A 24776-nucleotide genomic window follows, 5' to 3' on the forward strand; every position below is an offset into this window, starting at 1 on the left:
GGCGGAAACGTTCGCGCGCGGGCCCGCGGCTGTGTGAGGGAGCGCTCGCGGGCGGGCCCGGGGCTGCCGCGGCGAAAGGCTCGCGGGCGAGACTCGCCTCGCCCGCGAGGGCGGCTACTTGTTGCGCTCGTACTCGGCCTTGAGCTTCCAGAACTCGTCTTCGCGCGCCGTGAACTTCGTGACCTTGTTCTTGGGGTCCGTCGTCACGAAGTAGAGATAGCCGCTCTCGCTCGGGTTGAGCGCGGCCTCGATCGCGTGCTCGCCAGGGTTGCCGATCGGCCCTGGCGGCAGGCCCTGGTACTTGTACGTGTTGTACTTCGACGTGCTTTCCAGGTCGGCGTTGCTGGCCTCGATGGCGTACTTCTTGAGCCCGTACATGACGGTGCTGTCCATCCGCAGATTCATCGGCGGCTTGAGAGCGAGCCTGTTGTAGATCACTTCCGCGATCTTGGGCATGTCCTCGCGGGTGCCCGCCTCGGCCTGCACGATGCTCGCGATCGTCATGATCTCCGCGGGCGTGTGGCCGAGCTGCTTGGCCGCCTCTTCCAGGTTCGTCTTGCCCGCCGCCTGGGTGTAGCGGTCGACCATCTGCGTGAGGATCTGGGTGGCCGAGGCGTTCGGTTCGAACTGGTAGGTCGCGGGGAAGGCGTAGCCCTCGAGCCCTCGGGCGTAGCGGGGAAGGCCGATGGCCTCCTTGTCCTTGGCCGCCTCGAAGAACTCCTCCGCCGGCTTCTTCGTCTGCTTGGCCAGGATGGCGATGACCGAGCTGAGCCGCTCGCCCTCCTTGATCAGGACGGTGTTCTGCAGCTTCTTGCCCGACACCAGCAGATCGACGGCCGTGGCGGCCGACATGCCCTTCTTGAGGGTGTACTGGCCAGGCTGCAGCGCCGAGCTCTTGCCCGCGCTGGCGATCGCGTTGGTGAACGCGCGCTCGCTGGCCACGACGCCCTGGGCCTGCAGCGTCTTGGCGACGTCGGAGGCGCTCTGGCCGTCCTTGACCTCGATCACCACTTGGCCGGTGCCGGGGCCCTTGAAGTCGTCGGGCACCAGGGCGTCGCTGAGCCACAGGTAGCCGTAGTAGCCGCCGCCGCCGATGATGCCGACCAGGACGATCATCGCGAGCAGGGGGGCGAGGAATCCACCTCGGTTGCGGCGCCTGCGCCGACGGCGCCCGCGGGGCGACTTGGCGGAATCACGAGAGCGGCCCCGGGTCCGACCTTCGTCGTCCTCGGCGCCGAGCAGGAAGTCCATGTCGAGATCGTTCATAGGTGCGCTGGCCAATCTCCCGGTAGGAACGGCCTGGCGTCAAGGGGTTGTGCCAAACCGGTGGGGGTTACCGAGCCGAACGGGGGGATCCGCCAGCCTTGGGGCGATGACCAGCGGAGATCACGGTGCGTAGCCATGCTAGGGGATACGGGAAGCGCGAGCGCCCCGGGCCCGGGCCGGGGGCTCGGCGGGACGGGGGGTGTCCCTATGAGCATCAATGCGTCCCGAGGTAATCGTTCAACTCTTCCCGGTATCTCACGAACTCACTCTCTTTGTCGGTGAATTTCGTGATTCTATGCTCCGGGTCCGTCGTAACAAACCAGTACCAGTCACCTTCCGCGGGATGCAACGCCGCCAGCAGCGCCTTCTCTCCCGGATTGGCGATGGGCCCTGGAGGCAGACCCTTGTGCCGATAGGTGTTGTACGGCGAGCGGACCCTGGTGTCCTTCAGCGACACCTTCAGCGTCCTCCTGCCCAGTGCGTACGTCACGGTGGCGTCGAGCTGGAGAGGGGTTCCGCCCTTGAGCCTGTTGTAGATCACCCTAGCGATCTTCGGGTAGTCGGTGTCCCTTCCGCCCTCCGCCTGCACGAGGCTCGCCACCGTGACGGCCTCCAGCGGCGTGAGGTGGACCTCGGCGGCGCGCGCCTCGAGCCCGATCGCCTGGGCCGCCTCCTTGAACCTGCTCACCATGCGCCTGAGCAGGTCGGCCGCCGTGGTGCTCGGGTCGACCTCGTACGTCGCCGGGTAGAGGAAGCCCTCGAGCCCTCGGGCGTAACCCGGCAGGCCGAGAGCGGACGGCTTGGCGGCCTGGAGGTCCTTGAGCGGGATCCCCGCCTGCCTGGCCAGGTGCGGGAGCGCCTCGGGCACCCGCATGCCCTCGGGGAGCGTGACCCGCCTGACCACCCGCGAGTGCGGGGACAGAAGCAGGTCGAGCGCCGCGCCCGCGGCCATCCCCTTGCGCAGCCGGTAGTGGCCCGGGTGCAGGCTGCCCGCCTTGGAACGTTCCTGCGCGACGTTCACGAACGACCTCGCGCTCGCGACGACGCCCGCGTCGGCCAGGACCGCGCCGACGTCTCCCGCGCTGGCACCCGGCATGATGCGCACCGTCACCGCGCCCGCTCCCGCGCCTTCGAAGTCGTCGGGGCTGAGGTACGGCTTGAGCCACACGAATCCGGCCACGCCCAGGGCGAGCAGGCAGGCGGCCGCACCACCGGCCAGCAACCCGGCCTTGCGCAACGACCTGCCTCTACGCCCGCCTTCGTCCTCGGAGGCCGCCTGGCTCTGGCCGGCCACCGCCTCGCTCTCGTCTGGCGCCTCCTGCTCCTCCTCGACGGCCGGCCTGTCGAAGGGGATGACATCGGCCGAGCCATCCGCCTCGTCATCGTCCTGGGACGCCGCCTCGTTCGCTGCCGAGGGGTCGTGCGAAGAGCCCTCGGGCTCGGGTGAGGAGGCGGGCGGGACTTCGGTGTTCTGCGGGCCGCCGTCAGGCGGGAGGGCGGCATCAGGTGCGGAGCCGTCGTCAGATGGGGTGGCGGCGGCTTCGCGGGGATCGTTGTCGGGGGGCGGGCCGCTCACAGGTCGGACCCGTCGTCCGCCACGGGGGGCGGATCGACAGGTCTGCCTGGTGGCCTGCTCGTGGCGCGTTCGGAGTCGAGCGCGTCCTGCAGCAGCACGACGGCCGCCGCCTGGTCCACGACCGAGCGCTGCTTCTTGGCCTTCACCCCGCTGGCCCGCAGCCCCTGCTGCGCCGCCACGGTGGTCAGCCGCTCGTCGAACAACCGCACGGGAACCCCGCCCAGCCGTACGGCAAGCTGGGAAGCGAAGGAGCGGGCCAGAGCGGCCGCCTGCCCCTCACGTCCCGACAGTGAGGTGGGCAGCCCGACGATCACCTCGATCGCCTCGTGCTCGGCCACCAGGACGGCGATGCGGTCGAGGTCGCCTGGCCCGCGTCTGACGGTCTCCACCGGCGTGGCCAGCATCCCCGAAGGGTCGCTGCGGGCCACGCCGATGCGGACCGACCCGACGTCGACGCCGAGTCTCGCGCCGAACCTCATGTCAGGCGAGCTGCCCCGCGATGGTCTCAGCGACCATGCGCAACGCCTCGTCGATCGCCTCAGGACGGGTGCCTCCGCCCTGCGCGACATCGTCCTTGCCGCCACCGCCACCCCCAAGAGCCTTGGCGGCGACGCCGACCAGTCGTCCGGCCTTGAGCCCTCGCTCGCGTCCCGCCTCGTTGACCGCGGCAACCACCACAGGGCGGTCGGAGGGGACGCCGGCGAGCACGACGACCGCCGGACGGTCGCCAGGGAACCTGCCGCGCACGTCAAGCGCGAGCTTACGCAAATCGTCCGGACCTGTTCCATCAGGCGCGCGGTGGGTGACGACGGAGACTCCGTGCAGGTCATGGGCCTGTGCGGCCAGCTCGCCCGCGATCTGGAGCACCTGGGCCGAGCGCAGCTTCTCCAGGTCCTTCTCCGCGGTACGAAGCCTGGTGACGATGCCCTCGATGCGCTCGGGCAGCTCCTCGCGGCGCACCTTGAGCTGCTCGGTCACCTGGGCGACCAGCAGCGACTCGCGCGCCAGGAAGCGGAAGGCGTCGATGCCGACCAGCGCCTCGACGCGGCGCACGCCCGCGCCGACCGACTGCTCGCCGAGCACCTTGACCAGGCCGAGCTGGCCCGAGGAGTGGACGTGGGTGCCGCCGCACAGCTCGCGGGAGTAGTCGCCGATCTCCACGACGCGGACCTCGTCGCCGTACTTCTCGCCGAACATGGCCAGCGCCCCCATCGCCCTGGCCTCGGCCTGGGAGGTGTAGAAGGCGTTGACCTTGAGGTCGTTGATGAGGACCGCGTTGACCTCGTCCTCGACGTCGCGCAGCACGCTGGGCGGCACGGCGCCGGCGGCGGTGAAGTCGAAGCGGAAGCGGCCGGGAGAGTTCTCCGAGCCCGCCTGGGCGGCCGTCTCGCCGAGCGCGTTCTTGAAGCCGCGGTGCACGAGGTGGGTGGCGCTGTGGCTGCGCGAGATCGCCTTGCGGCGCTCGACGTCGACCTCGGCCTGCACCTCGTCGCCGACGCGGATCTCGCCCACGCGGACCCTGCCCCTGTGGACGACCAGGCCCTTGATGGGCGACTGGACGTCGAGGACGTCGACCTCGGCTCCCGAGGTGCGCAGCACGCCCTGGTCGGCGAGCTGGCCGCCGCCCTCGGCGTAGAAGGGCGTGCGGCCCAGCACGATCTCGACCGTGGCGCCCGCGCCTGCCACCGGCACCGAGGCGCCGTCGACGAGGATGCCGACCACGCTGGACTCGGCGCTGGTCTGGTCGTAGCCGAGGAACTCGACCTTGCCCGCGTTCTCGAGCAGCTGGCCGAAGACGGAGATGTCGGCGTTGCCGGTCTTCTTGGCCGCGGCGTCGGCCTTGGCGCGCTCGCGCTGCTCCTTCATCAGGCGCCTGAAGCCCTCTTCGTCGACCTTGAGCCCCTGCTCGGAGGCCATCTCCAGGGTGAGGTCGATCGGGAAGCCGTAGGTGTCGTGCAGCTGGAAGGCCTGGTCGCCGGAGAGCGTGGTGCCCGACTTGCGCTTGGTCTCCTCGACCGCGACGTCGAAGATCGCCGTGCCGGTGCGCAGCGTGCCGAGGAAGGAGGCCTCCTCGGCGTCGATGACCGCGTGGATCTGGGGCGCGTCGACCTTGAGCTCGGGGTAGGTCTCGCCCATCGCGTTGATGGTGACCTCGGTGAGCTCGTGCATGTAGCGCTCGTCGCCCGAGCCGAGCAGGCGCAGGTTGCGGATGGAGCGGCGCAGGATGCGGCGCAGGACGTAGCCGCGCCCCTCGTTGCTGGGCATGACGCCGTCGGCGACCAGCATGGTGCCGGTGCGGACGTGGTCGGCGATGACGCGCAGGCTGACGTCGGCGCGCGGGTCGCGGCCGTAGCGGGTCTTGGTGAGCTCGGCGGCGCTGTCGAGGATCTTGTAGGTGGTGTCGATCTCGTAGAGGTTGTCGACGCCCTGCAGGATCGTCGCCATGCGCTCGAGGCCCATGCCGGTGTCGATGTTCTTGGCCGGCAGCTCACCCGCCACGTCGAAGTCGACCTTGCTGCGTACCGCGCTGAGCTGGTACTGCATGAAGACGTTGTTCCAGACCTCGAGGTAGCGGTCCTCGTCGGCCACCGGGCCGCCGTCCCTGCCGTACTCGGGGCCGCGGTCGTAGTAGATCTCCGAGCAGGGGCCGCCGGGACCCGGCACGCCCATGTGCCAGTAGTTGTCCTCGAGGCCGCGGCGCTGGATGCGCTCCATCGGCACGCCGACCTTGTTGTGCCAGATGTCGATCGCCTCGTCGTCGTCGAGGTAGACCGTCACCCACAGCTTCTCCTCGGGGAAGGCGAAGCCGCCGTCGGACTCCGACCTCGTCAGGAGCTCCCAGGCGAAGGGGATCGCCTGCTCCTTGAAGTAGTCGCCGAAGGAGAAGTTGCCGAGCATCTGGAAGAAGGTGGCGTGACGGGTGGTCTTGCCCACCTCCTCGATGTCGGGGGTGCGCACGCACTTCTGGACACTGGCCAGCCGGGCCGCCGGAGGCTTGCGCTGCCCCAGGAAGTACGGCTTGAAGGGCACCATGCCCGCGGGCACCAGGAGCAGCGTCGGATCCTCAGCGATCAGGCTGGCCGAGGGCACGACCTTGTGCCCACGCTCCTCGAAGAAGCGCAGGAAGCGGCGGGCGATCTCTGCCGACTCCATAACAGCGGCCATCCTTTGCTTTAGTGGGTGTTGTCAGGGTTGTCGAGCCCGAAGCGGGAGCGCAACTCCATTTCGCGGTCGGCGGCCTCGCCGAGCGCGTCCGAGGTAAAGTCTCTCACCTGCAGCAGCATGCCGTTCGCGCTGTCGGCCGCCCTGCGGGCGACATGGTCGGGCTTGAGCGCCTGCAGCTTGCGCATCACCCAGACGGCGCCGAACGCGCCGAGCGCCATGTAGAACAGCCGCCTGATCATCGCCGCCGCCCGCCGCGCGGGTTCCTGCGGGCCTCGATGGCCCTGCGTACGCCGTGGCTCAGGGCTGAGACCCTGATCAGCGGCCCGGTGAAGATGGTCTGGGTGACCGCGCTCAGCTTGGCGGCGTGGCCACTGACCTGCTTGACGTCTCTGGTGATGGCCTCGACGGTGACGAGCTGCCTGTTGGCCTCGTTGACCGTCATGCTCATGTCCTCCAGCAGCGGCACGACCCTGTCGTTCAGGTCGGAGACCAGCTTGGTGGTCTCTCTGAGCAGCCGGGCGAGCTTGACGAGCACCATGGCGAGAAAGCAGACGAGGATCGCCCAGCCCATGGCGACGATCAGCCCGGCCAGTTCTCCTGCGGTCAGCATCAGCGGATCCGTCCCCGTTGGCGTTCTGGAATGGAGAAGACCCTATCGCGTCCTGGCGCGGCCTTCCCCGCACTACGCCCGGACGCCGCCCACCAGTTCGACCTCGAAGCCCTGCTCGTTCTCGAGGTAGGCGGGACCGCCCGCGTGGGGATGGCGGTCGGCGAACATCAGCCGTGCGTGGTGCAGCGTCATGGCTTGCCGCGCAGGAAGTCGCGGATCCTGGACCACCGCTCGAACAGGCCCGCCTCGGCTCCGTGCCTGGTGGGCTCGTAGTAGCGGCGCTCGCGCGTCTCCTCAGGTGCGTAGTCCTGGCGGACCAGGCCGTGCTCGAAGTCGTGGGGGTACTTGTAGCCCTTGCCGTGGCCGAGCTTGGCGGCGCCCGGATAGTGGGCGTCGCGCAGGTGGCCTGGCACCTGGCCGATGAGGCCGCGCCGCACGTCGTCGGAGGCCGCGCCGATGGCCTTCACCACCGCGTTGGACTTGGGCGCCAGCGCGCAGTGGATGACGGCGTGGGCCAGGTTGATGCCCGCCTCCGGCAGCCCGATGAGCTGCACGGCCTGCGCGGCGGCCACCGCGGTCTGCAGGCAGGTGTTGTCGGCCATGCCGACGTCCTCGGAGGCGAAGATGACGAGTCTGCGGGCGATGAACCTCGGGTCCTCCCCCGCCTCGATCATGCGGGCGAGGTAGTGGAGCGCGGCGTCGGCGTCGGAGCCCCTCATCGACTTGATGAAGGCGCTGATGACGTCGTAGTGCTGGTCGCCCTGCCTGTCGTAGCGCACGGCCGCCTTGTCGACGGCCTTCTCGACGACCTCGACGGTGATGTCGTCGGCCAGCAGGGCCGCGGCCTCGAGATAGGTGAGGGAGCGGCGCGCGTCGCCGCCGGCCAGCCGTACGAGGTGTTCGAGGGCCTCGGGCGCGAGCGTGTTGCGGCCTGCCAGGCCGCGGTCGTCGGTGACGGCCCGCCGCAGGACCGCGCGGATGTCGTCGTCGGACAGCGACTCCAGCGTCAGCAGGAGCGAGCGTGAGAGCAGCGGCGAGATGACGGAGAAGAAGGGGTTCTCGGTGGTGGCGCCGATGAAGGTGACCCACCTGTTCTCGACGGCGGGCAGCAGGGCGTCCTGCTGGGCCTTGTTGAAGCGGTGCACCTCGTCGACGAACAGGACGGTCTGCCTGCCTGTCATGCCGAGCTCGCGGCGGGCGGTGTCGATGGCCGCCCGCACGTCCTTCACGCCCGCCGACACCGCGGAGATCTCGACGAAGCGGCGTTTGGTGACGCCGGCCACGACGTAGGCGAGCGTCGTCTTGCCGGTGCCGGGGGGACCCCACAGGAACAGCGACATCGGCGCCTCGCTCTCGACGAGCCTGCGCAGCGGCGTGCCCTGGCCGAGGAGGTGACGCTGACCGAGCACCTCGTCGAGGGTGCGCGGGCGCATCCGCACCGCCAGGGGCTGTGGGGTGGCCTCCTCAGCGGCAGAATCGAACAGACTCTCCACAAACGGAGCCTACAGGCCCCACACCGCCCTGGCGCCCGAATCCCCTGCTCGGAAGACGTAGTAGCCCGCCACCACGGCCAGCGCCACGCTCACCGCCGACAGCGCCCACGCAGGCACGCGCAGCTTGGCCCGCCACAGGTAGACCATCGACAGGGAGGCGACGCCGAGCCCGATCGTGCTGAGAAGCAGCGGCGTGGCGAAGCTCTCGTGACTGGCGATGCTCTGGCCGAGCTCCCCTTCCACCTCGGCGAAACGCGCCTGCTTCAGCGCCGCGCCGCTCTGCCGCGCGGCGAAGACCGCCGCGGGCGCGGCCAGCGAGAGCAGCACCACCGCCCACGCCAGGTACGGCTGGAAGCGGGGCACGAGGGCGTAGGCGATGGAGGCGGCGGCAAGCAGCGGCGTGAGCACCACGGCGAAGTGGATGATCAGCGGATGCGCGGGCAGGCCCATGATTTCGTCGAACACGTCAGTAACTCCGTTCTCGTATCGACAACGGATCTCATCACGCCGAGGTACGCGGAGACGCGTTTCTCATTTACTTCTCAGGACCTCCACCTCAGAGGCCCCTTGCGCCACTTACGTCCAGCACATTCCCAACCCCGGTAGCATGCGCGGAGCAGTTTGGTCATGTGTCGGCAAACGTGGAGGAAATACCGGTGAGCGGCGAAGACCGCCAGAGCCAGTTGGCTCGGGAGCACAAGGAGCGGCAGGCGCAGCGTGCGGCCGAGCAGGCCGCGAAGGCCAAGCGGAACACCTTCATCGGCGCGGGCGTGGCGGTGGCGCTCGTGGCGGGTGGCATCATCGCGGCCACCACGATGCTCGGCAAGAGCGACGCGACCCCCGTCGCGGCGGACACGCCCTCCGCCTCGCCCTCGGCGAGCACCTCCGTGCCCGCGGTTCCCTCGGCCGCGCCCTCGGTCTCGGCGGGCCCGGTCTCCTGCACCTACAAGAAGGAGACCGACCCGACTGTTCCCTTCAAGTACGTCGGGCTGCCGGGCAAGAAGCCGAACAAGAAGCTCAAGCAGATGACCATCGTGACCAACCGCGGCAAGATCGTCATCGACCTGATGACCGAACAGGCGCCGTGCTCGGTCAACGCCATGAACTTCCTGGCCAAGAAGAACTTCTTCGACAACACCAAGTGCCAGCGCCTGGTCACGCCCGACGTGTCCGGCGTGCACCTGCTGCAGTGCGGTGACCCGCTGGCCAAGGCCGACGGCCTCAACCCGACCGACGGCCAGGGGACGGCCGGCTTCACCTACGGCGACGAGAACGTCGGCATCCCGCTCAGCAAGGGCGTGGTGTTCATCTCCCAGCCGTCGGGCGCGGCCGGGCAGAACAGCAGCCAGTTCGCCATCTCGCTGTCCGACGACAACACCCAGGTGCCGGCCGAGTACAGCGTGCTCGGCGTCATCAGCGAGGGCATGGACATGATGCTGGGCCTCGCCGCGGGCGAGAAGGACCTGATCGTCAACCCCAACGACGTCACGGGCGACGGCGGCACGACCGTGCCGAAGCAGCCCGTCGTCATCAAGGACGTCCAGCTGTCGTAGTGATTCAGCTCACACCCCCGCCTGCGCCCCTCGCCGCGGGGGCACGCTGGAGCTGTGAGCGACAAGCTGCCGTTTGAGTTCTTCCTCTCCCCGGAGTTCGGCGCCGACCCCTACGCGGTCTACGCCGGGCTCCGGGCCGAAGGACCCGTCCACGCCATCGACTTCCCTCCTGGAGCGTCCGCGTTCGTGGTCGTCGACTACGAGCACGCCAGGCCCGCGCTGAACGATCCGCGCCTGTCCAAGAACCTCGCCAGCGGCCCCGAGTGGTTCCGCGAGGCCATCTCGCAGCAGAACCCGGTGCTCGGCGACAACATGCTGATGTCGGATCCTCCCGACCACACCCGGCTGCGGCGGGTGGTCTCGAAGGCGTTCACGCCGCGCAGGATCGAGCGGCTGCGCCCGCGAGTCCAGGCGATCACCGACGAGCTGATCGACGCCTTCGAGGGCGACACCGTCGAGCTGATCGACGCTTTCGCCTTCCCGCTGCCGATCATCGTGATCTGCGAGCTGCTGGGCGTGCCCGACCGCGACAGGGCCGATTTCCGCAGGTGGTCGGGGGCGCTGGTCACGCCGGCTGTCAACGAGGAGCTGGCCAGGAGCCGCGACGAGGCCAGTGACGCGCTGCGCGCCTACTTCACCCGCCTGATCGCCGAACGACGCGCCGCTCCCACCGACGACCTGGTGAGCGTGCTGGTGACCAGCGACGAGCTGAGCGAGCGGGAGGTGCTCTCCACCCTGGCGCTGCTGCTGATCGCCGGCCACGAGACCACCGTCAACCTCATCGGCAACGGCATGCTGGCCCTGCTGCGCAACCCCGACCAGCTCGACCTGCTGCGCGCCAAGCCCGAGCTGCTGCCCAACGCGGTCGAGGAGTTCCTGCGCTACGACGCGCCCGTGGAACGGGCGACCTTCCGCATCGCGCTCGAGGACATGGAGATCGCCGGCACCCCCATCCCCAAGGGCAGCTTCGTGCACATCTCCATCGGCGCGGCGGGCCGTGATCCGAAGGCCTTCGACCGGGCCGAGAGCCTCGACGTCGCCCGCGAGGACAACAGGCACGTCGGCTTCGGCCACGGCCTCCACTTCTGCCTCGGCGCGCCGCTCGCCCGCATGGAGGGACAGATCGCCTTCGGCTCGCTGCTCGCCCGGCTCGGCGACATCAGGCTGGCCTGCCCCGAGGAGCAGCTCAGCTGGCGCTTCAGCGGCTCCATCCTGAGATCGCTGGCTGCCCTTCCGATAACGATCTAGGGTGGCTGCCGTGCCGGAGAAACTACCGTTCGAGTTCCTTTTCACCCCCGAGTTCAGCAGGGACCCCTACGCCGTCTACGCCTCTCTTCGCGAGCAGGGGCCGATCTTCCCGATCGACTTCCCTCCCGGCTTCGACGCGTACCTGATCATCGATCACGAGCACGGCAGGGCGGCGCTGAACGACCCCCGCCTGTCGAAGGACATGCAACGCTTCGGCGACTACTTCAAGGCGGTCGCCACCGAGGACGACATCCTCTTCGACTCCAACATGCTCTCGGTCGACCCGCCCGACCACACGCGGCTGCGGCGGATCGTCTCCAGGGCCTTCACCCCGCGCAGGGTCGAGGAGCTGCGCCCGCGGGTCCAGGCGATCACCGACGAGCTGATCGACGGCTTCGAAGGCGGCGCCGCCGAGCTGATCGACGAGTTCGCCTTCCCCCTGCCGATCATCGTGATCTGCGAGCTGCTCGGCATTCCCTCACAGGACCGCGACCAGTTCCGTGAGTGGTCGTCGCTGCTGGTCAACCCCACTTTCGTGCCGGAGGAGGTCGAGCGGCGCAGGGCCGCGGCGCGCGCCACGACGGCCTACTTCCGCCGCATGTGCGAGGAGCGCAGGCAGGAGCCACGCGACGACCTGATCAGCGCGCTGGTGGCGATGGAGGAGCTGACGGAGAAGGAGCTCATCTCCACGCTCAGCCTGCTGCTGATCGCCGGTCACGAGACGACCGTCAACCTGATCGGCAACGGGGTGCTGGCGCTGCTGCGCAACCCCGACCAGCTCGACCTGCTGCGCGCCAAGCCCGAGCTGCTGCCCAACGCGGTCGAGGAGTTCCTGCGCTACGACGGCCCCGTCGAGCGCTCCACCCCGCGCTTCGCCTCGGAGGACCTGGAGATCGCCGGCACCCGCATCCCGCGTGGGGCCATGGTGCACGTCTCGATCGGCGCGGTGGGGCACGACCCCGAGGTCTTCGCCGAACCGGACCGGCTCGACATCACCCGCACCGACAACAGGCACGTCGCCTTCGGGCACGGCATCCACTTCTGCCTGGGCGCGCCGCTGGCCCGGCTGGAGGGGCAGATCGCCATCGGCACCCTGCTGGAGCGGCTGCCGAAGCTGGCTCTTGGATGCGCGGAGGAGGAGTTGAGCAGGCGGCTGACCGGCTCGGTCGTGCGCGGCCTGTCCCGGCTGCCGGTCCGTTTCTGAACCCCACCCGCACCGGGGCCGCCGATGTGGCAGGGCCCCCTTCGGGGCGTTCCCCAAGGGGGCCCACCCTACGACTGCGGTGGGGCCCCTTGGGAACGTGGCCGCAGTCGTGGGTGGGCGTCTGTGGTGGTCTACGCCTCGGCCTTGGGCTTGGCGTCGACCCCCGCCTCCTTGCGCTGGTCGACCGTGATGGGCGTGGGAGCGCCCGTCAGCGGGTCGAAGCCGGAGGCGGTCTTCGGGAAGGCGATCACGTCACGGATGGACTCACCGCCGGCCAGCAGCATGCAGATCCTGTCCCAGCCGTAGGCGATGCCTCCGTGCGGGGGCGGGCCGTACTTGAACGCCTCGAGCAGGAAGCCGAACTTCGACTCGGCCTCCTCCTTGGAGATGCCGAGCACGTCGAAGACGCGCTGCTGCATCTCGGCGCGGTGGATACGGATCGAGCCTCCGCCGATCTCCATGCCGTTGCAGACCATGTCGTAGGCGTAGGCCAGCGCCTCGCCAGGGTGGTCCTGGAAGTTGTCGGCCCACTCGGGCTTGGGCCCGGTGAAGGGGTGGTGGACGGCGGTCCAGCCGCCCTCGCCGTCCTCCTCGAACATGGGGGCGTCGACGACCCACAGGAACGACCACTGCGACTCGTCGATGAGGCCGCAGCGGCGGCCGATCTCCAGGCGGGCCGCGCCGAGCAGGTCGCGCGAGGCGTTGCGGGCGCCGGCGGCGAAGAAGATGGCGTCGCCGGGCTTGGCCTCGACGAAGCCGGCCAGGCCCTCGCTCTCCTGGGCGGAGAGGTTCTTGGCGACGGGGCCGCCGAGCGTGCCGTCCTGCTGAACCAGGACGTAGGCCAGGCCGCGGGCGCCGCGGGACTTGGCCCAGTCCTGCCAGCCGTCGAGCTCCTTGCGGGTCTGCGAGGCGCCGCCCGGCATGACGACCGCGCCGACGTAGTCGGCCTGGAAGACGCGGAAGGTGGTGTCCTTGAAGAACTCGGTGACGTCGACGAGCTCCTGGCCGAAGCGCAGGTCGGGCTTGTCGGAGCCGTAGCGGGCCATCGCGTCGGCGTAGGTCATGCGCGGCAGCGGCGTGGGGATCTCGTAGCCGAGGATCTCCTTCCAGATCCTGCCGATCAGCGCCTCGCCGATGGCGATCACGTCCTCCTGGTCGACGAAGGACATCTCGACGTCGATCTGGGTGAACTCGGGCTGGCGGTCGGCGCGCAGGTCCTCGTCGCGGTAGCACTTGGCCAGCTGGTAGTAGCGCTCGAGGCCGGCGACCTGGAGCAGCTGCTTGAACAGCTGGGGCGACTGCGGAAGGGCGTACCAGTTGCCCGGCTGCAGCCGTACGGGCACCAGGAAGTCGCGCGCGCCCTCGGGGGTGGAGCGGGTGAGCGTCGGCGTCTCGACGTAGACGAAGCCGTGCTCGTTCATCACCTCGTTGGCCAGGTAGGTGGCCTTGGAGCGGATGCGCATGGCGTTGGCCACCGACGCGCGGCGGATGTCGAGGTAGCGGTAGCGCAGCCGCGCCTCCTCCGACACCTCGGTGTTGCCCTCGATCGGGAACGGCAGCGGGGCCGCCTCGCTCAGCACCTCGACCGTGGTGGCGACGACCTCGATCTCGCCGGTGGGCAGTTCGGGGTTGGCGTTGCCCTCGGGGCGGACCCTGACCTCGCCGACCACCTTCACGCAGTACTCGCCGCGCAGGCCGTGCGCGTCGTCCTCCTCGCGGAAGACCACCTGCGCCGAGCCCGAGGCGTCGCGCAGGTCGATGAAGACGACCCCGCCGTGGTCACGGCGGCGGGCCACCCAGCCCGCGAGCGTCACCTGCTGCCCGGCGTGCTCCTTTCGGAGCTCACCGGCCTTGTGCGTGCGAATCACTGCAGCTTTCCCTTCAAAACGTCGGAGACCTGGGCCAGCGGCACCTCGGTCTGCTCTGCGGTGGTCAGGTCCTTCACTTGTACGGCCTGCGCGGCGAGGTCGCGCTCGCCCAGGATCAGCGCGAACCTGGCGCCCGAGCGGTCGGCGCCCTTCATCGCGCCCTTGAGCCCCTTGCCGCCGAAGGCCATGTCGACGCGGAGCCCCGCCGCGCGCAGCTCCTCGACGAGCAGGAACATCCGGCGGCGCGCCTCCTCGCCCAGCGGGACACCGTACACCTGGACGCGGGCGGCCGGAGCCTCGTCGAGCAGACCCTCGGCCTCCATGGCCAGGTAGGTGCGGTCGACGCCGAGGGCCCATCCGACGCTGGGCAGCGCGGGGCCGCCGAGCATCTCGCTGAGCCCGTCGTAGCGGCCCCCGCCGCCGACGGCCGACTGCGAGCCGAGCCCGCCGTGGACGAACTCGAAGGTGGTGCGGGTGTAGTAGTCGAGCCCGCGCACCAGCTTCGGCTCGTCGGTGAACGGCACGCCCAGGGCGGTCAGCAGGGTGCGGACCTCCTCGTGGTAGGCCTTGCAGGCCGCGCAGAGGTGGTCGGCGACCAGGGGCGCGCCCTCGAGCTGCTCCTGCACCTCGGGGCGCTTGTCGTCGAGCACGCGCAGCGGGTTGATCTCGATGCGCGCGCGGGTGGCCTCGTCGAGGTCGAGGCCGCGCAGGAAGTCCTGCAGCGCGGCCCGGTAGACGGGACGGCACACCTGGTCGCCGAGGGAGTTGAGCAGCAGCGTGACGCCCTTCAGCCCGAGGCTCGCGAAGCCGCGCCATGCCAGCGCGACCAGCTCGGCGTCGAGCGCGGGGTCCTCGGCTCCGAGCGCCTCGGCGCCGACCTGCCAGAAGTGGCGGTAGCGGCCCTTCTGCGCGCGCTCGTAGCGGTACTGGCTGCCGGAGTACCAGAGCTTCACCGGCAGCTGGCCGTTGTGCAGGTTGTGCTGCAGGACGGCCCGCACCACCGAGGCGGTGCCCTCGGGGCGCAGGGTCAGCGAACGGCCGCCCTTGTCGTCGAAGGTGTACATCTCCTTCGACACGACGTCGGTCGACTCGCCGACTCCGCGCTTGAACAGCTCGGTGTCCTCGAAGGTGGGCGTCTCGACGTAGCCGTAGCCCGCCTGCCGTACGGGGGCGGCGAGGGCCTCGCGGACCGCGAGGACGCGCTCGGAGGCGGGTGGCAACAGGTCGTAGGTGCCCTTGGGCGATTGGAAAGTCATCAGATCCCTCGTGTGGGACCGGCGTGCGGCGCGGCTTCTTTGAGATAAGGGTTCGTGGCGCGCTCGCGGCCGATCGTGGTCTGCGGTCCGTGGCCCGGCAGGACGACCGTGGAGTCCGGCAGCGGCAGGCACGTGGCCGCCAGGCTGCGCAGGATCGTCGGGTAGTCGCCGCCCGGCAGGTCAGAGCGGCCGATGGAGCCGGCGAACAGCAGGTCGCCCGAGAACATGATCTCCTCAGGGGGCAGCCTGAAACTCACCGACCCCCTGGTATGGCCGGGGGTGTGGTCGACCACGAACTCCATGCCCGCCAGGTCGACGACCGCGCCGTCGGACAGCTCGCGCACGTCGTCGGGCTCGCTCAGCGTGATGCCGCCGAACAGCTGGCTCGAGGTGGGCGACCATCCTGCGGAGGGATCGCTCAGCAGGTGGCGGTCCTCGGGATGGATCCAGGCGGGAACCTCGCGCGCGCCGCACACGGGGGCCACCGACCAGACGTGGTCGAGGTGGCCGTGGGTGAGAAGGACCGCCACGGGCTTCAGCCTGTGCTCGCGCAGCAGGTCGTCGATGCCCTCGACCGCGTCCTGGCCGGGGTCGACGATCACGCACTCCTCGCCGGCGGCGGGCGCCACGAGGTAGCAGTTGGTCTGGAACGCCCCTGCGGGGAAGCCTGCGATGAGCATTGCCTCGGCTGAGTCTCGTCAAGAAAGCGGATGAGAATGTAACCGAAGCGTACCGGTGCTGGCCGCTGGGCTGCGAACCATTACCGGTTGGCCGATACGATTCGCCCACCTCAGTTGATTCGATAGGGGAGGCAAAGCGGTGTCCACGGGCAAGGACCGCCAGCGGCAGCTGGCACGTGAGCACTTCGAGCGGCAGATGCAGCGTCGCGCCGAGCGTGAGGCGAAGGCGAAGCGCACCGCCGTCATCGGATCGACCGTGGGCGTTCTCGTGGTCGTGGGCGGTGTCATCGCCGCGACCACTCTGCTGGGCGGCAATGACGGCTCCTCGGCCTCCGAGTCGCCGTCGGCCGCTCCCTCCACCTCCGCCGCGGCGGGGCCCAAGCCGTTCGACCCCGCGACGGGCGAGTGCGGCTACCTGCCCGACACCAGCGGTGCGGTCAAGGACGTCGGGCTCCCGCCGGCCAAGGCCGAGGCCAAGGACGCGGTCATGACGTTCAAGACCAGCCAGGGCGACATCGTCGTCGAGCTCAACGGGGCCAAGGCCCCCTGCACGGTCAACTCGCTCAAGCACCTGGCGGCCAAGAAGTACTACAACGGCAGCAAGTGCCACCGCCTGGGCAGCGCGCAGTTCCCCATGCTGCAGTGCGGCGACCCGACCGCCAAGGCGAACGGCAAGTCCCAGTCCGACGGCCAGGGCGGCCCCGGCTACCGGCTCGCCGAGGAGAACCTCGAGGGCGCGGCCTACAAGCGCGGCGTCATGGCGATGGCCAAGACGAGCGAGCCCGGCACCACCGGCAGCCAGTTCTTCCTGGTGTACGGCGACATCGGGCTGACCCCCGATTACACGCCTGTCGGTACCATCACGAAGGGTCTCGACATTCTCGACAAGGTCAACAAGGCGGGTGTTATCGCTCCTGGTCCTGACGGCACCGGCGCACCCAAGGAGACGGTCGAAATCAAAGACGTGACAATCTCTGCCAAGAGCTGACGTAATACAACTAGGGGCAGTAGTCCCCGAAGGGTCTGATGAGAGTGCGGGAGGACACGGTGAGCACCGACCCGTGGGGCCGGGTAGACGACGACGGCACCGTCTACGTGCGTACGGCCGAGGGAGAGCGGGCCGTCGGGTCCTGGCAGGCCGGTGAGCCCGAAGAGGCGCTGGCCTACTTCCACCGCAAGTTCGACGAGCTGGCGGGCCAGGTCCAGCTGCTCGAGCAGCGCGTCAAGGGCACCGACCTGGCGCCCGCCCAGGCCGAGGCCACCATCGTCAAGCTGCGCGAGGCCGTGGCCGACGCGCACGCCGTCGGCGACCTGGGCGCGCTGGTCCAGCGGCTCGACGCGCTGACCGAGCTGGTCGCCAAGCGCCGTGAGGAGGTCAAGGCCGCCCGCGACGTGGCCAGGGCCGAGGCCAAGGGCATCAAGGAGCGCATCGTCGCCGAGGCCGAGCGCATCGCCGAGGAGACCACCCACTGGAAGTCCGGCGGCGAGCGCCTTCGCCAGCTGGTCGAGGAGTGGAAGACGGCCGAGCGCATCGACCGCGTCACCGAGGCCGCGCTGTGGAAGCGGCTGTCGGCCGCCCGCACCGCCTTCGCCAAGCGGCGCAAGGCCTACTTCGCCGGGCTCGACGAGCAGCGCGAGGGCATCCGCTCCCAGAAGGAGCGCATCGTCGTCGAGGCCGAGGCGCTGGCCGACTCCACCGACTGGGGGCAGACGGCCGCGATCTACCGCGAGCTCATGCAGCAGTGGAAGTCGGCGGGCAGGGCCTCACGCGAGGTCGAGGACGAGCTGTGGGGTCGCTTCAAGGCCGCCCAGGACCAGTTCTTCCAGGCCCGTTCGGCGGTCTTCGCCGAGCGTGACGCCTCACTGGCGGCCAACGCGGAGGCCAAGGAGGTGCTGCTGGCCGAGGCGGAGAAGATCCTTCCTGTCACCGACGCCAGGGCCGCGCGCGCCGCGCTGCGCTCCATGCTGGAGCGCTGGGAGGCCGTCGGCCCCGTGCCGCGCGAGCAGCGCGACCGCCTGGAGGGCGGGCTGCGCCGCATCGACGACGCGGTGCGCAAGGCCGAGGAGGCGGAGTGGAAGCGCTCCAACCCCGAGGCAAGGGCTCGCGCCCAGAGCACCGTCGACCAGCTGCGCTCCTCGATCGAGCAGCTGGAGAAGAAGCTCGGCAAGGCCCAGGCCGCGGGGCGGGCCAAGGACGTCCAGGACGCCGAGGAGGCGCTGGCGGCCCGTCGTTCGTGGCTGGAGGAGGCCGAGCGCACGCTCGCCGAGTTCAGCTGAGGGCGCGGGAGGCCCGGTCACATACGGTCATTGGGCCTCCCCCCTCCTCCCCTTTCTCTTTACGATCACAAGGCTCGTGATGATCGACGAAAGGGGTCAAGATGACGATCGAGATCAAGCCGGTCGAAGAGGTAGAGACCACGGGTAACAGCAACAGCTGCTGAACCGTTTCGTGGGGTCTCGGCAGGGGCCCCACGCCACCTCTCCCGGAGCCAGGCCCATGCCTTCTCGGATTCAGGTGAATCCGGCCTTCCCCCTGTTCATCGACGACTCCCGCGAGCGGGTGCGGCTCGGCGACTTTCCACCGACCGGCCGGGTGCTCGAATCTGCGGAAAAGCCTTTACGCGCGCTTTTCCGGCTCTGCGCGCGAAAACCGCGATCGAAACCAGAGCTTTACCGCCTCCTTGACGGAGTAACTCCCGACGAGATAGACGCGGCCGTCGAACAATTGCTGGCCGCCAGAATTCTCGTCACGCAGGAGGAGCTGTCGGCGCTGACCGCCGACGAGCGGCACTCCAGGCAGACGCTGTTCCTGTCGATGTTCCACGCCGCCGACCGTGCCCTCGCCGCCCAGCGCGACCTGGCGCTGCGCCAGGTCACGGTGCTCGGGGCCGGCGCCATCGGCGGCGCGGTCGCCCTCCAGCTCGCCACGGCGGGCGTGCGGCGGCTGACGCTCGTCGACGACGACAGGGTCGAGCTGTCCAACCTGCACCGCCAGCACCTCTACACCACCTCCGACCTGGGCAGCTCCAAGGTCGCCTCGGCCGCCGCCAGGCTGCGCACCCATGTCCCCTCCGCCGAGGTCGTCGAGATCGAGCGCAGGATCGCCGGCCCCTGCGACGTGCCGCTGGCGGGGGCCGACTTCGTGGTCAACACCGTCGACACGCCGCAGCCGCACATCCGCCGCTGGGTCAACGCCGCCTGTGTGGCGGTGGGCGTGCCGTTCGTGACCGGCGGATTCAACCAGCACGTCGGCCTGGTCGGCCCGCTGGTGGTGCCGGGCGTCACCGGCTGCCTGGCCTGCCAGGAGCGCACGCTCGCCCGGCGGTACGGCACGACGGAGCTGCCGAGCGCGGACAACGCGGGCCGTACGGTCCCCGCCTTCGGGCCGCTGTGCGCCGCCGTGTCCGGGCTCATGGCGGGCGAGATCATCCGCTATCTGACCGGCACGGGCGCGCCCGCCATCGAGGGCAGGACCGTCCACCTCGACCTGCTCGACCTGACGACCACCGGCCACGCCTTCGAGCGCCTGCCGGCCTGCGAGGTCTGCGGGTGAGGCCGGACCTCACCTTCCTCAGCGTCGTCGAGGACGGCCCTGACGACTACGTGGTCGGCAACGGGGTCGCGTTCGTCAACGTCCCCGGCATCGCGGCGACCGTCCTGGCGCTGCTCGACGGCTCCAGGACGGTGGAGGAGGTCAGGAAGGAGGTCCTGGAGCGCCACGGCGCCGACGTGGACGTGGCGGCCTTCGTCGCGGGCCTGGACGGCGTGGGCCTGCTGCGCCAGCCTGACCTGGCGCCGAACCTCTGGGACAGGATCAGGCCCGGGCAGGTGGGCTGGCTGTTCTCCCCCGCCGCCAACGCGGTCGTCGCCCTGCTGACGCTGTGCGCGGTGGCGGCCGTCATCGCGCGGCCGAGGATCGTCACCGGCATGTCGGGGCTGGTCTGGGCGGACAGCCTGGCCTTCACGCTGTCGTTCGCGGTCGGCTCGTGGGCGCTGGTCCTCGTCCACGAGCTGAGCCACATCCTCGCCGCCCGCTCCCTGGGCGTGCGGGCCGAGCTGTCGCTGGGCACCCGCCTGCAGTTCCTGGTCGTGCAGACGAAGGTCAGCGGCGTCTGGCGGCTGCCGCGCCGCCGCCGCTACCGCGCCCACCTGGCGGGGATGCGCACCGACCTGTTCCTGGTCGCCGTCAGCGCCTGCGCGCTGTACGTGGCCGAGCACGGCCTGGCCCGCCTGGTGCTGGTCATCTGCGCCTCCCAGATCGTCTGGCAGTTCCTGTTCTTCATGCGCACGGACGTCTACTACGCCTTGGCGAACGCGGGCGGCAACAAGAACCTCATGGCCGACGCGCAGGCCTACCTGCGTGGACGCAAGAGCGGGCGCGGCGGGGACAGGCCTGTTGGCGTGCGGGTCTACGCGTGGTTCCTGATGGCGGGCAGGGTGCTCGGACTGGCGTTCCTCGTCGGCTACACGATCCCGATCACGGTGGCGGTCTGCCGCCAGGCCGTGGCCGAGTCGCAGCCCGCCACGCTCGTGGTCGTCGCCTTCGGCTGGGCGCTCTACCTGTGGGTCTTCGCCCACGGCCGGCTCACGGCGCTTCGGTCCCCGCCAGGATCATGATCTTCCTGGTGGGAGACCCGAAGGTGCCACGGTCAGCCGCCGGCGGCTCCGCTGACCCGGTAGACGTCGTAGACGCCCTGGATGCTGCGCACGGCCTTCAGCACGTGGCCCAGGTGCTTGGGGTCACCCATCTCGAAGGTGAACTTGCTGACCGCCACCCGGTCGCGCGAGGTGGTCACCGACGCCGACAGGATGTTGACGTGCTGGTCGGACAGGGTGCGCGTGACATCCGACAGCAGCCTCGGCCGGTCGAGCGCCTCCACCTGGATCGCCACGAGGAACACGGAGTCCTCGTTGGGCGCCCACGTCACCTCGACCAGGCGGTCGGGCTGCTCCTTCAGCTGCTGCACGTTCGAGCAGTCGGAGCGGTGCACGGAGACGCCGTGGCCGCGCGTGACGAAGCCGACGATGTCGTCGCCCGGCACGGGGGTGCAACATCGCGAGAGCCGTACCCACACGTCGGAGTCGCCCGCCACCACGACGCCCGCACCGCCGCCGCTCTTGGGACGGCGGCTGAGCCTGGTGGGCATCGAGGTCTCGGCGATGTCCTCCTCGGCGCTGTCGACGCCGCCGATGGAGGCCACGAGCTTCTGCACGACCGACTGGGCGGCGATGTGCCCCTCGCCGACCGCCGCGTAGAGGGCCGAGACGTCGGGGTAGCGCAGGTCGCGGGCGAGCGCCAGCAGCGACTCACCGGACATCAGGCGCTGCAGCGGCAGGCCCTGCTTGCGCATGGCCCTGCCGATGGCCTCCTTGCCCGCCTCGATCGCGGTCTCGCGCCGCTCCTTGGAGAACCACTGCCTGATCTTGTTCCGGGCGCGGCCCGACTTGACGAACTTCAGCCAGTCGCGCGAAGGACCGGCGTCGGGCGACTTGGAGGTGAAGATCTCGACGGTGTCGCCGTTGCCCAGCCGCGACTCCAGCGGCACCAGCCGTCCGTTGACCCGCGCGCCGATGCAGCGGTGACCGACCTCGGTGTGGACGGCGTAGGCGAAGTCCACGGGCGTCGCGCCCTCGGGCAGCGCCACCACCTGGCCGCGCGGCGTGAAGACGTACACCTCCGACACCGACAGGTCGAAGCGCAGCGACTCGAGGAACTCGCCGGGGTCGGAGGTCTCCTTCTGCCAGTCGAGCAGCTGGCGCAGCCACGCCATGTCTCCGCCCGGCTGCTTGACCTTGCCCGAGGGGCCGGGCGTGCCGGCCTCCTCCTTGTACTTCCAGTGCGCGGCGACGCCGTACTCGGCCCTGTGGTGCATCGCGTGCGTGCGGATCTGCAGCTCGACCGGCTTGCCCTCAGGACCGATCACCGTGGTGTGCAGCGACTGGTACATGTTGAACTTGGGCATCGCGATGTAGTCCTTGAACCGGCCGGGCACCGGGTTCCACCTGGCGTGGATCGTTCCGAGCGCCGCATAGCAGTCGCGCACGGAGTCGACCAGGACCCTGATGCCCACCAGGTCGTAGATGTCGTCGAAGGCCACGTCGCGGGCGATCATCTTCTGGTAGACCGAGTAGTAGTGCTTCGGCCTGCCCTTGACCACCGCGCGGATCTTCGCGTCGCGCAGGTCGGCCGAGACCTTCTCGATGACCTCCTGCAGGAACAGGTCTCGACGAGGGGCCCGCTCGGAGACCATGCGGGCGATCTCGTCGTAGCGCTTGGGGTAGAGCATCGCGAACGCGAGGTCCTCGAGCTCCCACTTGATCGTGTTCATGCCCAGGCGGTGGGCCAGCGGCGCGAAGATCTCCAGCGTCTCGCGAGACTTCTGCTGCCGCTTGTGCTCGGGCAGGTAACGCATCGTGCGCATGTTGTGGAGGCGGTCGGCCAGCTTGATGACCAGCACCCTGATGTCGCGCGACATCGCCACGACCATCTTGCGCACGGTCTCGGCCTGCGCGGCGTCGCCGAACTTGACCTTGTCCAGCTTCGTGACGCCGTCGACCAGCAGCGCGATCTTGTCACCGAAGTCGGCGCGCAGCTCGTCGAGGCTGTAGGCGGTGTCCTCGACGGTGTCGTGCAGCAGCGCGGCGCACAGCGTCTCGTCGTCGGTGCCCAGCTCGGCCAGGATCGTCGCGACGGCCAGCGGATGCGTGATGTAGGGATCGCCGCTCTTCCGCTTCTGGTCGCGGTGATGGTAGGCGGCCACATCGTAGGCACGCTCGATCACGCGCAAGTCAGCCTTGGGATGGGTGGCCCGGACCGTCCTGAAAAGCGGCTCCAGCACCGGATTCATGGCCCCACCCCCAAACCGTCGACGACGCACCGCTGGAACGCCGGAACCCCCATCGGAATTTCCGGCTTCGGTTACGTCGGGCACGACCACTTCACGGGGCACACAGACTCCTCGCGTCCGAGTCCAGATCCCCTCAGTGTATCCAGGTGGAAAACCCGCGCGTCGGCCGGTGCGCCAATCACACGATCACGAGCGAGTGGAGATCGACTCCCGTGAGCCGCTCCCTGCCCTTCAGGAAGGCCAGCTCCATGAGGACGGCCAGGCCGACGACCTCAGCGCCCGCCCTCTTCACCAGCTCCACAGCGGCCTCAGCGGTACCGCCGGTGGCCAGCACGTCGTCGACGATCAGCACGCGGTCGCCGGGGCTGAAGGCGTCCCTGTGGACCTCGATGTCGGCCGTGCCGTACTCCAGCTCGTAGGAGGTCTCGAGGGTCGCGGAGGGCAGCTTGCCCTTCTTGCGCACCGGCACGAACCCCGCCTGCGCCCGGTAGGCCGCGGGGGCGGCGAGGATGAAGCCACGCGCCTCGATGCCCACGATCTTGTCGACGCCCGGGTAGAGGCCGGCCAGCTCGTCGATCACGGCGGCGAAGGCCTTGGCGTCGGCAAGGAGCGGGGTGATGTCCTTGAACACGACGCCCGGCTTGGGGTAGTCGTTGACGTCCCTGATCCTGTCGAGGATCAGCTGGCTCAGCTCGCTCACGTCGTGTTGTCTCCCTTGTCCGCGGTGGCCCGCTCTACCGACGACCCACCCTCCCACAATCCCGCGCCGGCGACGACATCGGCCTCGCGGTCGCCCCTGAGTCGCCCCCTCCCCCACCCCACAGCCCTCACCAGCTCTCTGGGGGCACTGCCGCCCCTCGTCGTTGCCCGCTGCTCTCTGCCGGCGGGCAGCCGTGCCTTGTGCGCATCGGCAGGGGGCGTGTGGGGGGAGCGGTGTTCGAGGGTGGGAACGGCGACGCCTCCGCACCCCTGGAGCGGGGTGCGGAGGCGTCGGCGAAGTGGAGCTAGTTCTTCGCGACCGCGGCCCGCTTGGAGCCGCTCTTGCCGCCGCCCGTCGAGGCGAGCCTGCGGGCGATCGCCTGGTACTTCGGCTCGCGCTCCTTCAGCGTCACCAGCAGCGGCGTGGCCACGCACAGCGAGGAGTACGTGCCGACCAGCATGCCGACGAACAGCGCCAGCGACAGGTCCTTCAGCGTGCCCGCGCCCAGCACCGTCGTGCCGATGAACAGGATCGCGGCCACCGGGAGGATGGCGACGAGCGAGGTGTTCAGCGACCTGATCAGCGTGTGGTTGAGCGCGTCGTTGGCGGCCATCGTGTACGTCTTCTTGGAGGTCGTGCCGAGCTTGGCGGTGACCTCCTTGATCATGTCGAAGACGACGACCGCGTCGTACAGCGAGTAGCCGAGGATCGTGAGGAAGCCCAGCAGCGTCGCGGGGGTGACCTCGAAGCCCGACCAGGCGTAGATGCCCGCCGTGATCACCAGGTCGTGGATCAGCGCGACGATCGCCGCCAGCGCCATCTTCGGCTCGAAGGCCATGCTCAGATACAGAATGATCGCGAGCATGAACACGCCGAGGCCGATCCAGGCCTTGTTGGCGACCTCACCGCCCCACGAGGCCCCGATCGAGGTGATCGAGATCTGCTTGGAGTCGACGCCGAGCTCCGTGGCGACCGACTGCTGCACCTTGGTGAGGTTGGCCTCGTCGAGAGTCTCGGTGGTGACGCGCCAGCCGCTGCCGGCCTGCTGGACGATCGGCTGGTGCACGCCCGCGTCGGTCATGGTCTCGCGGACCTGCTCGATGGTGGCCTTCGGCGCGGCGAAGGAGAACACCGAACCGCCCTTGAACTCCACGCCCAGGTTCAGCGGGCTGCCGTTGGTGGCGGCGCTGAACACCAGACCGGCGATGGAGAACAGGAGCAGGAAGGCCGAAAGGCTGTACCAGAGCTTCCGGCGGCCGACGAAGTCGACGTCGATCTCGCCACGGTAGAGGCGACGCCCGAGTCCCAT

The 24776-nt window shown here is 69.6% G+C and carries 21 protein-coding genes; 7 read left to right on the forward strand and 14 right to left on the reverse strand.

Going from position 1 to position 24776, the window contains the following annotated elements; genetic code table 11:
• Window positions 1-114: 114 nt before the first annotated feature.
• The 8 genes from mltG (ABFX50_RS41530) to ABFX50_RS41565 all read right to left on the reverse strand — a co-directional run bounded on the left by mltG (ABFX50_RS41530) (window position 115) and on the right by ABFX50_RS41565 (window position 8575).
• Window positions 115-1266, reverse strand: a complete 1152-nt coding sequence (mltG, locus tag ABFX50_RS41530; RefSeq protein WP_346154623.1) for an endolytic transglycosylase MltG — start codon at window positions 1264-1266, stop codon at window positions 115-117.
• Window positions 1267-1480: 214 nt separating this feature from the next.
• Window positions 1481-2842: an endolytic transglycosylase MltG gene (mltG, locus tag ABFX50_RS41535; protein ID WP_346154625.1), complete on the reverse strand. Its 1362-nt coding sequence runs from the start codon at window positions 2840-2842 to the stop codon at window positions 1481-1483.
• Window positions 2839-3321: a Holliday junction resolvase RuvX gene (gene ruvX, locus ABFX50_RS41540; protein ID WP_346154626.1), complete on the reverse strand. Its 483-nt coding sequence runs from the start codon at window positions 3319-3321 to the stop codon at window positions 2839-2841. The genes mltG (ABFX50_RS41535) and ruvX overlap by 4 nt, the downstream gene beginning before the upstream one ends.
• A 1-nt stretch (window position 3322) precedes the next feature.
• Window positions 3323-5995 (reverse strand): alanine--tRNA ligase, encoded by a 2673-nt coding sequence (alaS, locus tag ABFX50_RS41545; protein WP_346154628.1) that lies wholly within the window; start codon window positions 5993-5995, stop codon window positions 3323-3325.
• 20 nt (window positions 5996-6015) lie between these two features.
• Window positions 6016-6246, reverse strand: coding sequence for a hypothetical protein (locus ABFX50_RS41550; RefSeq protein WP_183662145.1), 231 nt, complete (start codon window positions 6244-6246; stop codon window positions 6016-6018).
• Window positions 6243-6617, reverse strand: a complete 375-nt coding sequence (locus tag ABFX50_RS41555; RefSeq protein WP_346154630.1) for a DUF948 domain-containing protein — start codon at window positions 6615-6617, stop codon at window positions 6243-6245. Before ABFX50_RS41555 ends, ABFX50_RS41550 begins: the two co-directional genes overlap by 4 nt.
• 188 nt (window positions 6618-6805) lie before the next feature.
• Complete coding sequence (locus ABFX50_RS41560) at window positions 6806-8050, reverse strand: replication-associated recombination protein A (protein ID WP_346154742.1); 1245 nt, start codon at window positions 8048-8050, stop codon at window positions 6806-6808.
• Between the two features lie 69 nt (window positions 8051-8119).
• Window positions 8120-8575 carry a DUF2231 domain-containing protein gene (locus ABFX50_RS41565; protein WP_346154632.1) on the reverse strand — a complete coding sequence of 152 codons (456 nt, stop codon included), beginning with the start codon at window positions 8573-8575 and terminating at the stop codon, window positions 8120-8122.
• A gap of 191 nt (window positions 8576-8766) precedes the next feature.
• Here ABFX50_RS41565 and ABFX50_RS41570 point away from each other — a divergent pair, with 191 nt between their 5' ends.
• From ABFX50_RS41570 to ABFX50_RS41580, 3 genes are read left to right on the forward strand one after another with little or no spacing between them, the layout of a single operon-like run.
• Window positions 8767-9663: a peptidylprolyl isomerase gene (locus tag ABFX50_RS41570; protein WP_346154634.1), complete on the forward strand. Its 897-nt coding sequence runs from the start codon at window positions 8767-8769 to the stop codon at window positions 9661-9663.
• Between the two features lie 54 nt (window positions 9664-9717).
• Complete coding sequence (locus tag ABFX50_RS41575; RefSeq protein WP_346154636.1) at window positions 9718-10911, forward strand: cytochrome P450 family protein; 1194 nt, start codon at window positions 9718-9720, stop codon at window positions 10909-10911.
• A gap of 10 nt (window positions 10912-10921) precedes the next feature.
• Window positions 10922-12115 carry a cytochrome P450 family protein gene (locus ABFX50_RS41580; RefSeq protein WP_346154638.1) on the forward strand — a complete coding sequence of 398 codons (1194 nt, stop codon included), beginning with the start codon at window positions 10922-10924 and terminating at the stop codon, window positions 12113-12115.
• 131 nt (window positions 12116-12246) lie between these two features.
• Here the strand turns inward: ABFX50_RS41580 and aspS are convergent, their stop codons facing one another.
• Genes aspS through ABFX50_RS41595 form a run of 3 tightly spaced genes read right to left on the reverse strand, consistent with a single transcriptional unit; the run spans window position 12247 to window position 15919 of the window.
• Window positions 12247-13983 carry an aspartate--tRNA ligase gene (aspS, locus tag ABFX50_RS41585; protein ID WP_346154639.1) on the reverse strand — a complete coding sequence of 579 codons (1737 nt, stop codon included), beginning with the start codon at window positions 13981-13983 and terminating at the stop codon, window positions 12247-12249.
• Entirely contained in the window at window positions 13980-15239 is a 1260-nt protein-coding gene (hisS, locus tag ABFX50_RS41590; RefSeq protein WP_221242577.1) for a histidine--tRNA ligase, read from the reverse strand. The genes aspS and hisS overlap by 4 nt, the downstream gene beginning before the upstream one ends.
• Entirely contained in the window at window positions 15239-15919 is a 681-nt protein-coding gene (locus tag ABFX50_RS41595; protein WP_183662157.1) for an MBL fold metallo-hydrolase, read from the reverse strand. The genes hisS and ABFX50_RS41595 overlap by 1 nt, the downstream gene beginning before the upstream one ends.
• 139 nt (window positions 15920-16058) lie before the next feature.
• Between ABFX50_RS41595 and ABFX50_RS41600 the strand changes: the two genes are divergently transcribed.
• The 4 genes from ABFX50_RS41600 (at window position 16059) to ABFX50_RS41615 (ending at window position 20536) form a co-directional block, all read left to right on the forward strand.
• Window positions 16059-16907, forward strand: a complete 849-nt coding sequence (locus ABFX50_RS41600; protein WP_346154642.1) for a peptidylprolyl isomerase — start codon at window positions 16059-16061, stop codon at window positions 16905-16907.
• Window positions 16908-16945: 38 nt separating this feature from the next.
• On the forward strand, window positions 16946-18196 hold the full coding sequence (locus ABFX50_RS41605) for a DUF349 domain-containing protein (RefSeq protein WP_183662159.1): 1251 nt from the start codon (window positions 16946-16948) through the stop codon (window positions 18194-18196).
• A gap of 448 nt (window positions 18197-18644) precedes the next feature.
• A complete protein-coding gene (locus tag ABFX50_RS41610) occupies window positions 18645-19472 on the forward strand; it encodes a TOMM precursor leader peptide-binding protein (protein WP_346154644.1) in 828 nt (275 codons plus the stop codon).
• Entirely contained in the window at window positions 19469-20536 is a 1068-nt protein-coding gene (locus tag ABFX50_RS41615; protein WP_346154646.1) for a PqqD family protein, read from the forward strand. The genes ABFX50_RS41610 and ABFX50_RS41615 overlap by 4 nt, the downstream gene beginning before the upstream one ends.
• A 32-nt stretch (window positions 20537-20568) precedes the next feature.
• On the opposite strand, the gene ABFX50_RS41620 is transcribed toward ABFX50_RS41615, so the two are convergent.
• The 3 genes from ABFX50_RS41620 to secF form a co-directional block, all read right to left on the reverse strand.
• Complete coding sequence (locus ABFX50_RS41620) at window positions 20569-22767, reverse strand: RelA/SpoT family protein (RefSeq protein WP_183662165.1); 2199 nt, start codon at window positions 22765-22767, stop codon at window positions 20569-20571.
• A 178-nt stretch (window positions 22768-22945) separates the two neighbouring features.
• Window positions 22946-23467: an adenine phosphoribosyltransferase gene (locus ABFX50_RS41625; RefSeq protein WP_183662167.1), complete on the reverse strand. Its 522-nt coding sequence runs from the start codon at window positions 23465-23467 to the stop codon at window positions 22946-22948.
• A 304-nt stretch (window positions 23468-23771) separates the two neighbouring features.
• Window positions 23772-24776 (reverse strand): protein translocase subunit SecF, encoded by a 1005-nt coding sequence (secF, locus tag ABFX50_RS41630; protein ID WP_183662169.1) that lies wholly within the window; start codon window positions 24774-24776, stop codon window positions 23772-23774.

Origin of the sequence: Nonomuraea recticatena (genome assembly GCF_039533245.1) — a bacterium.
In the GTDB taxonomy this organism is placed as follows: domain Bacteria; phylum Actinomycetota; class Actinomycetes; order Streptosporangiales; family Streptosporangiaceae; genus Nonomuraea; species Nonomuraea roseola.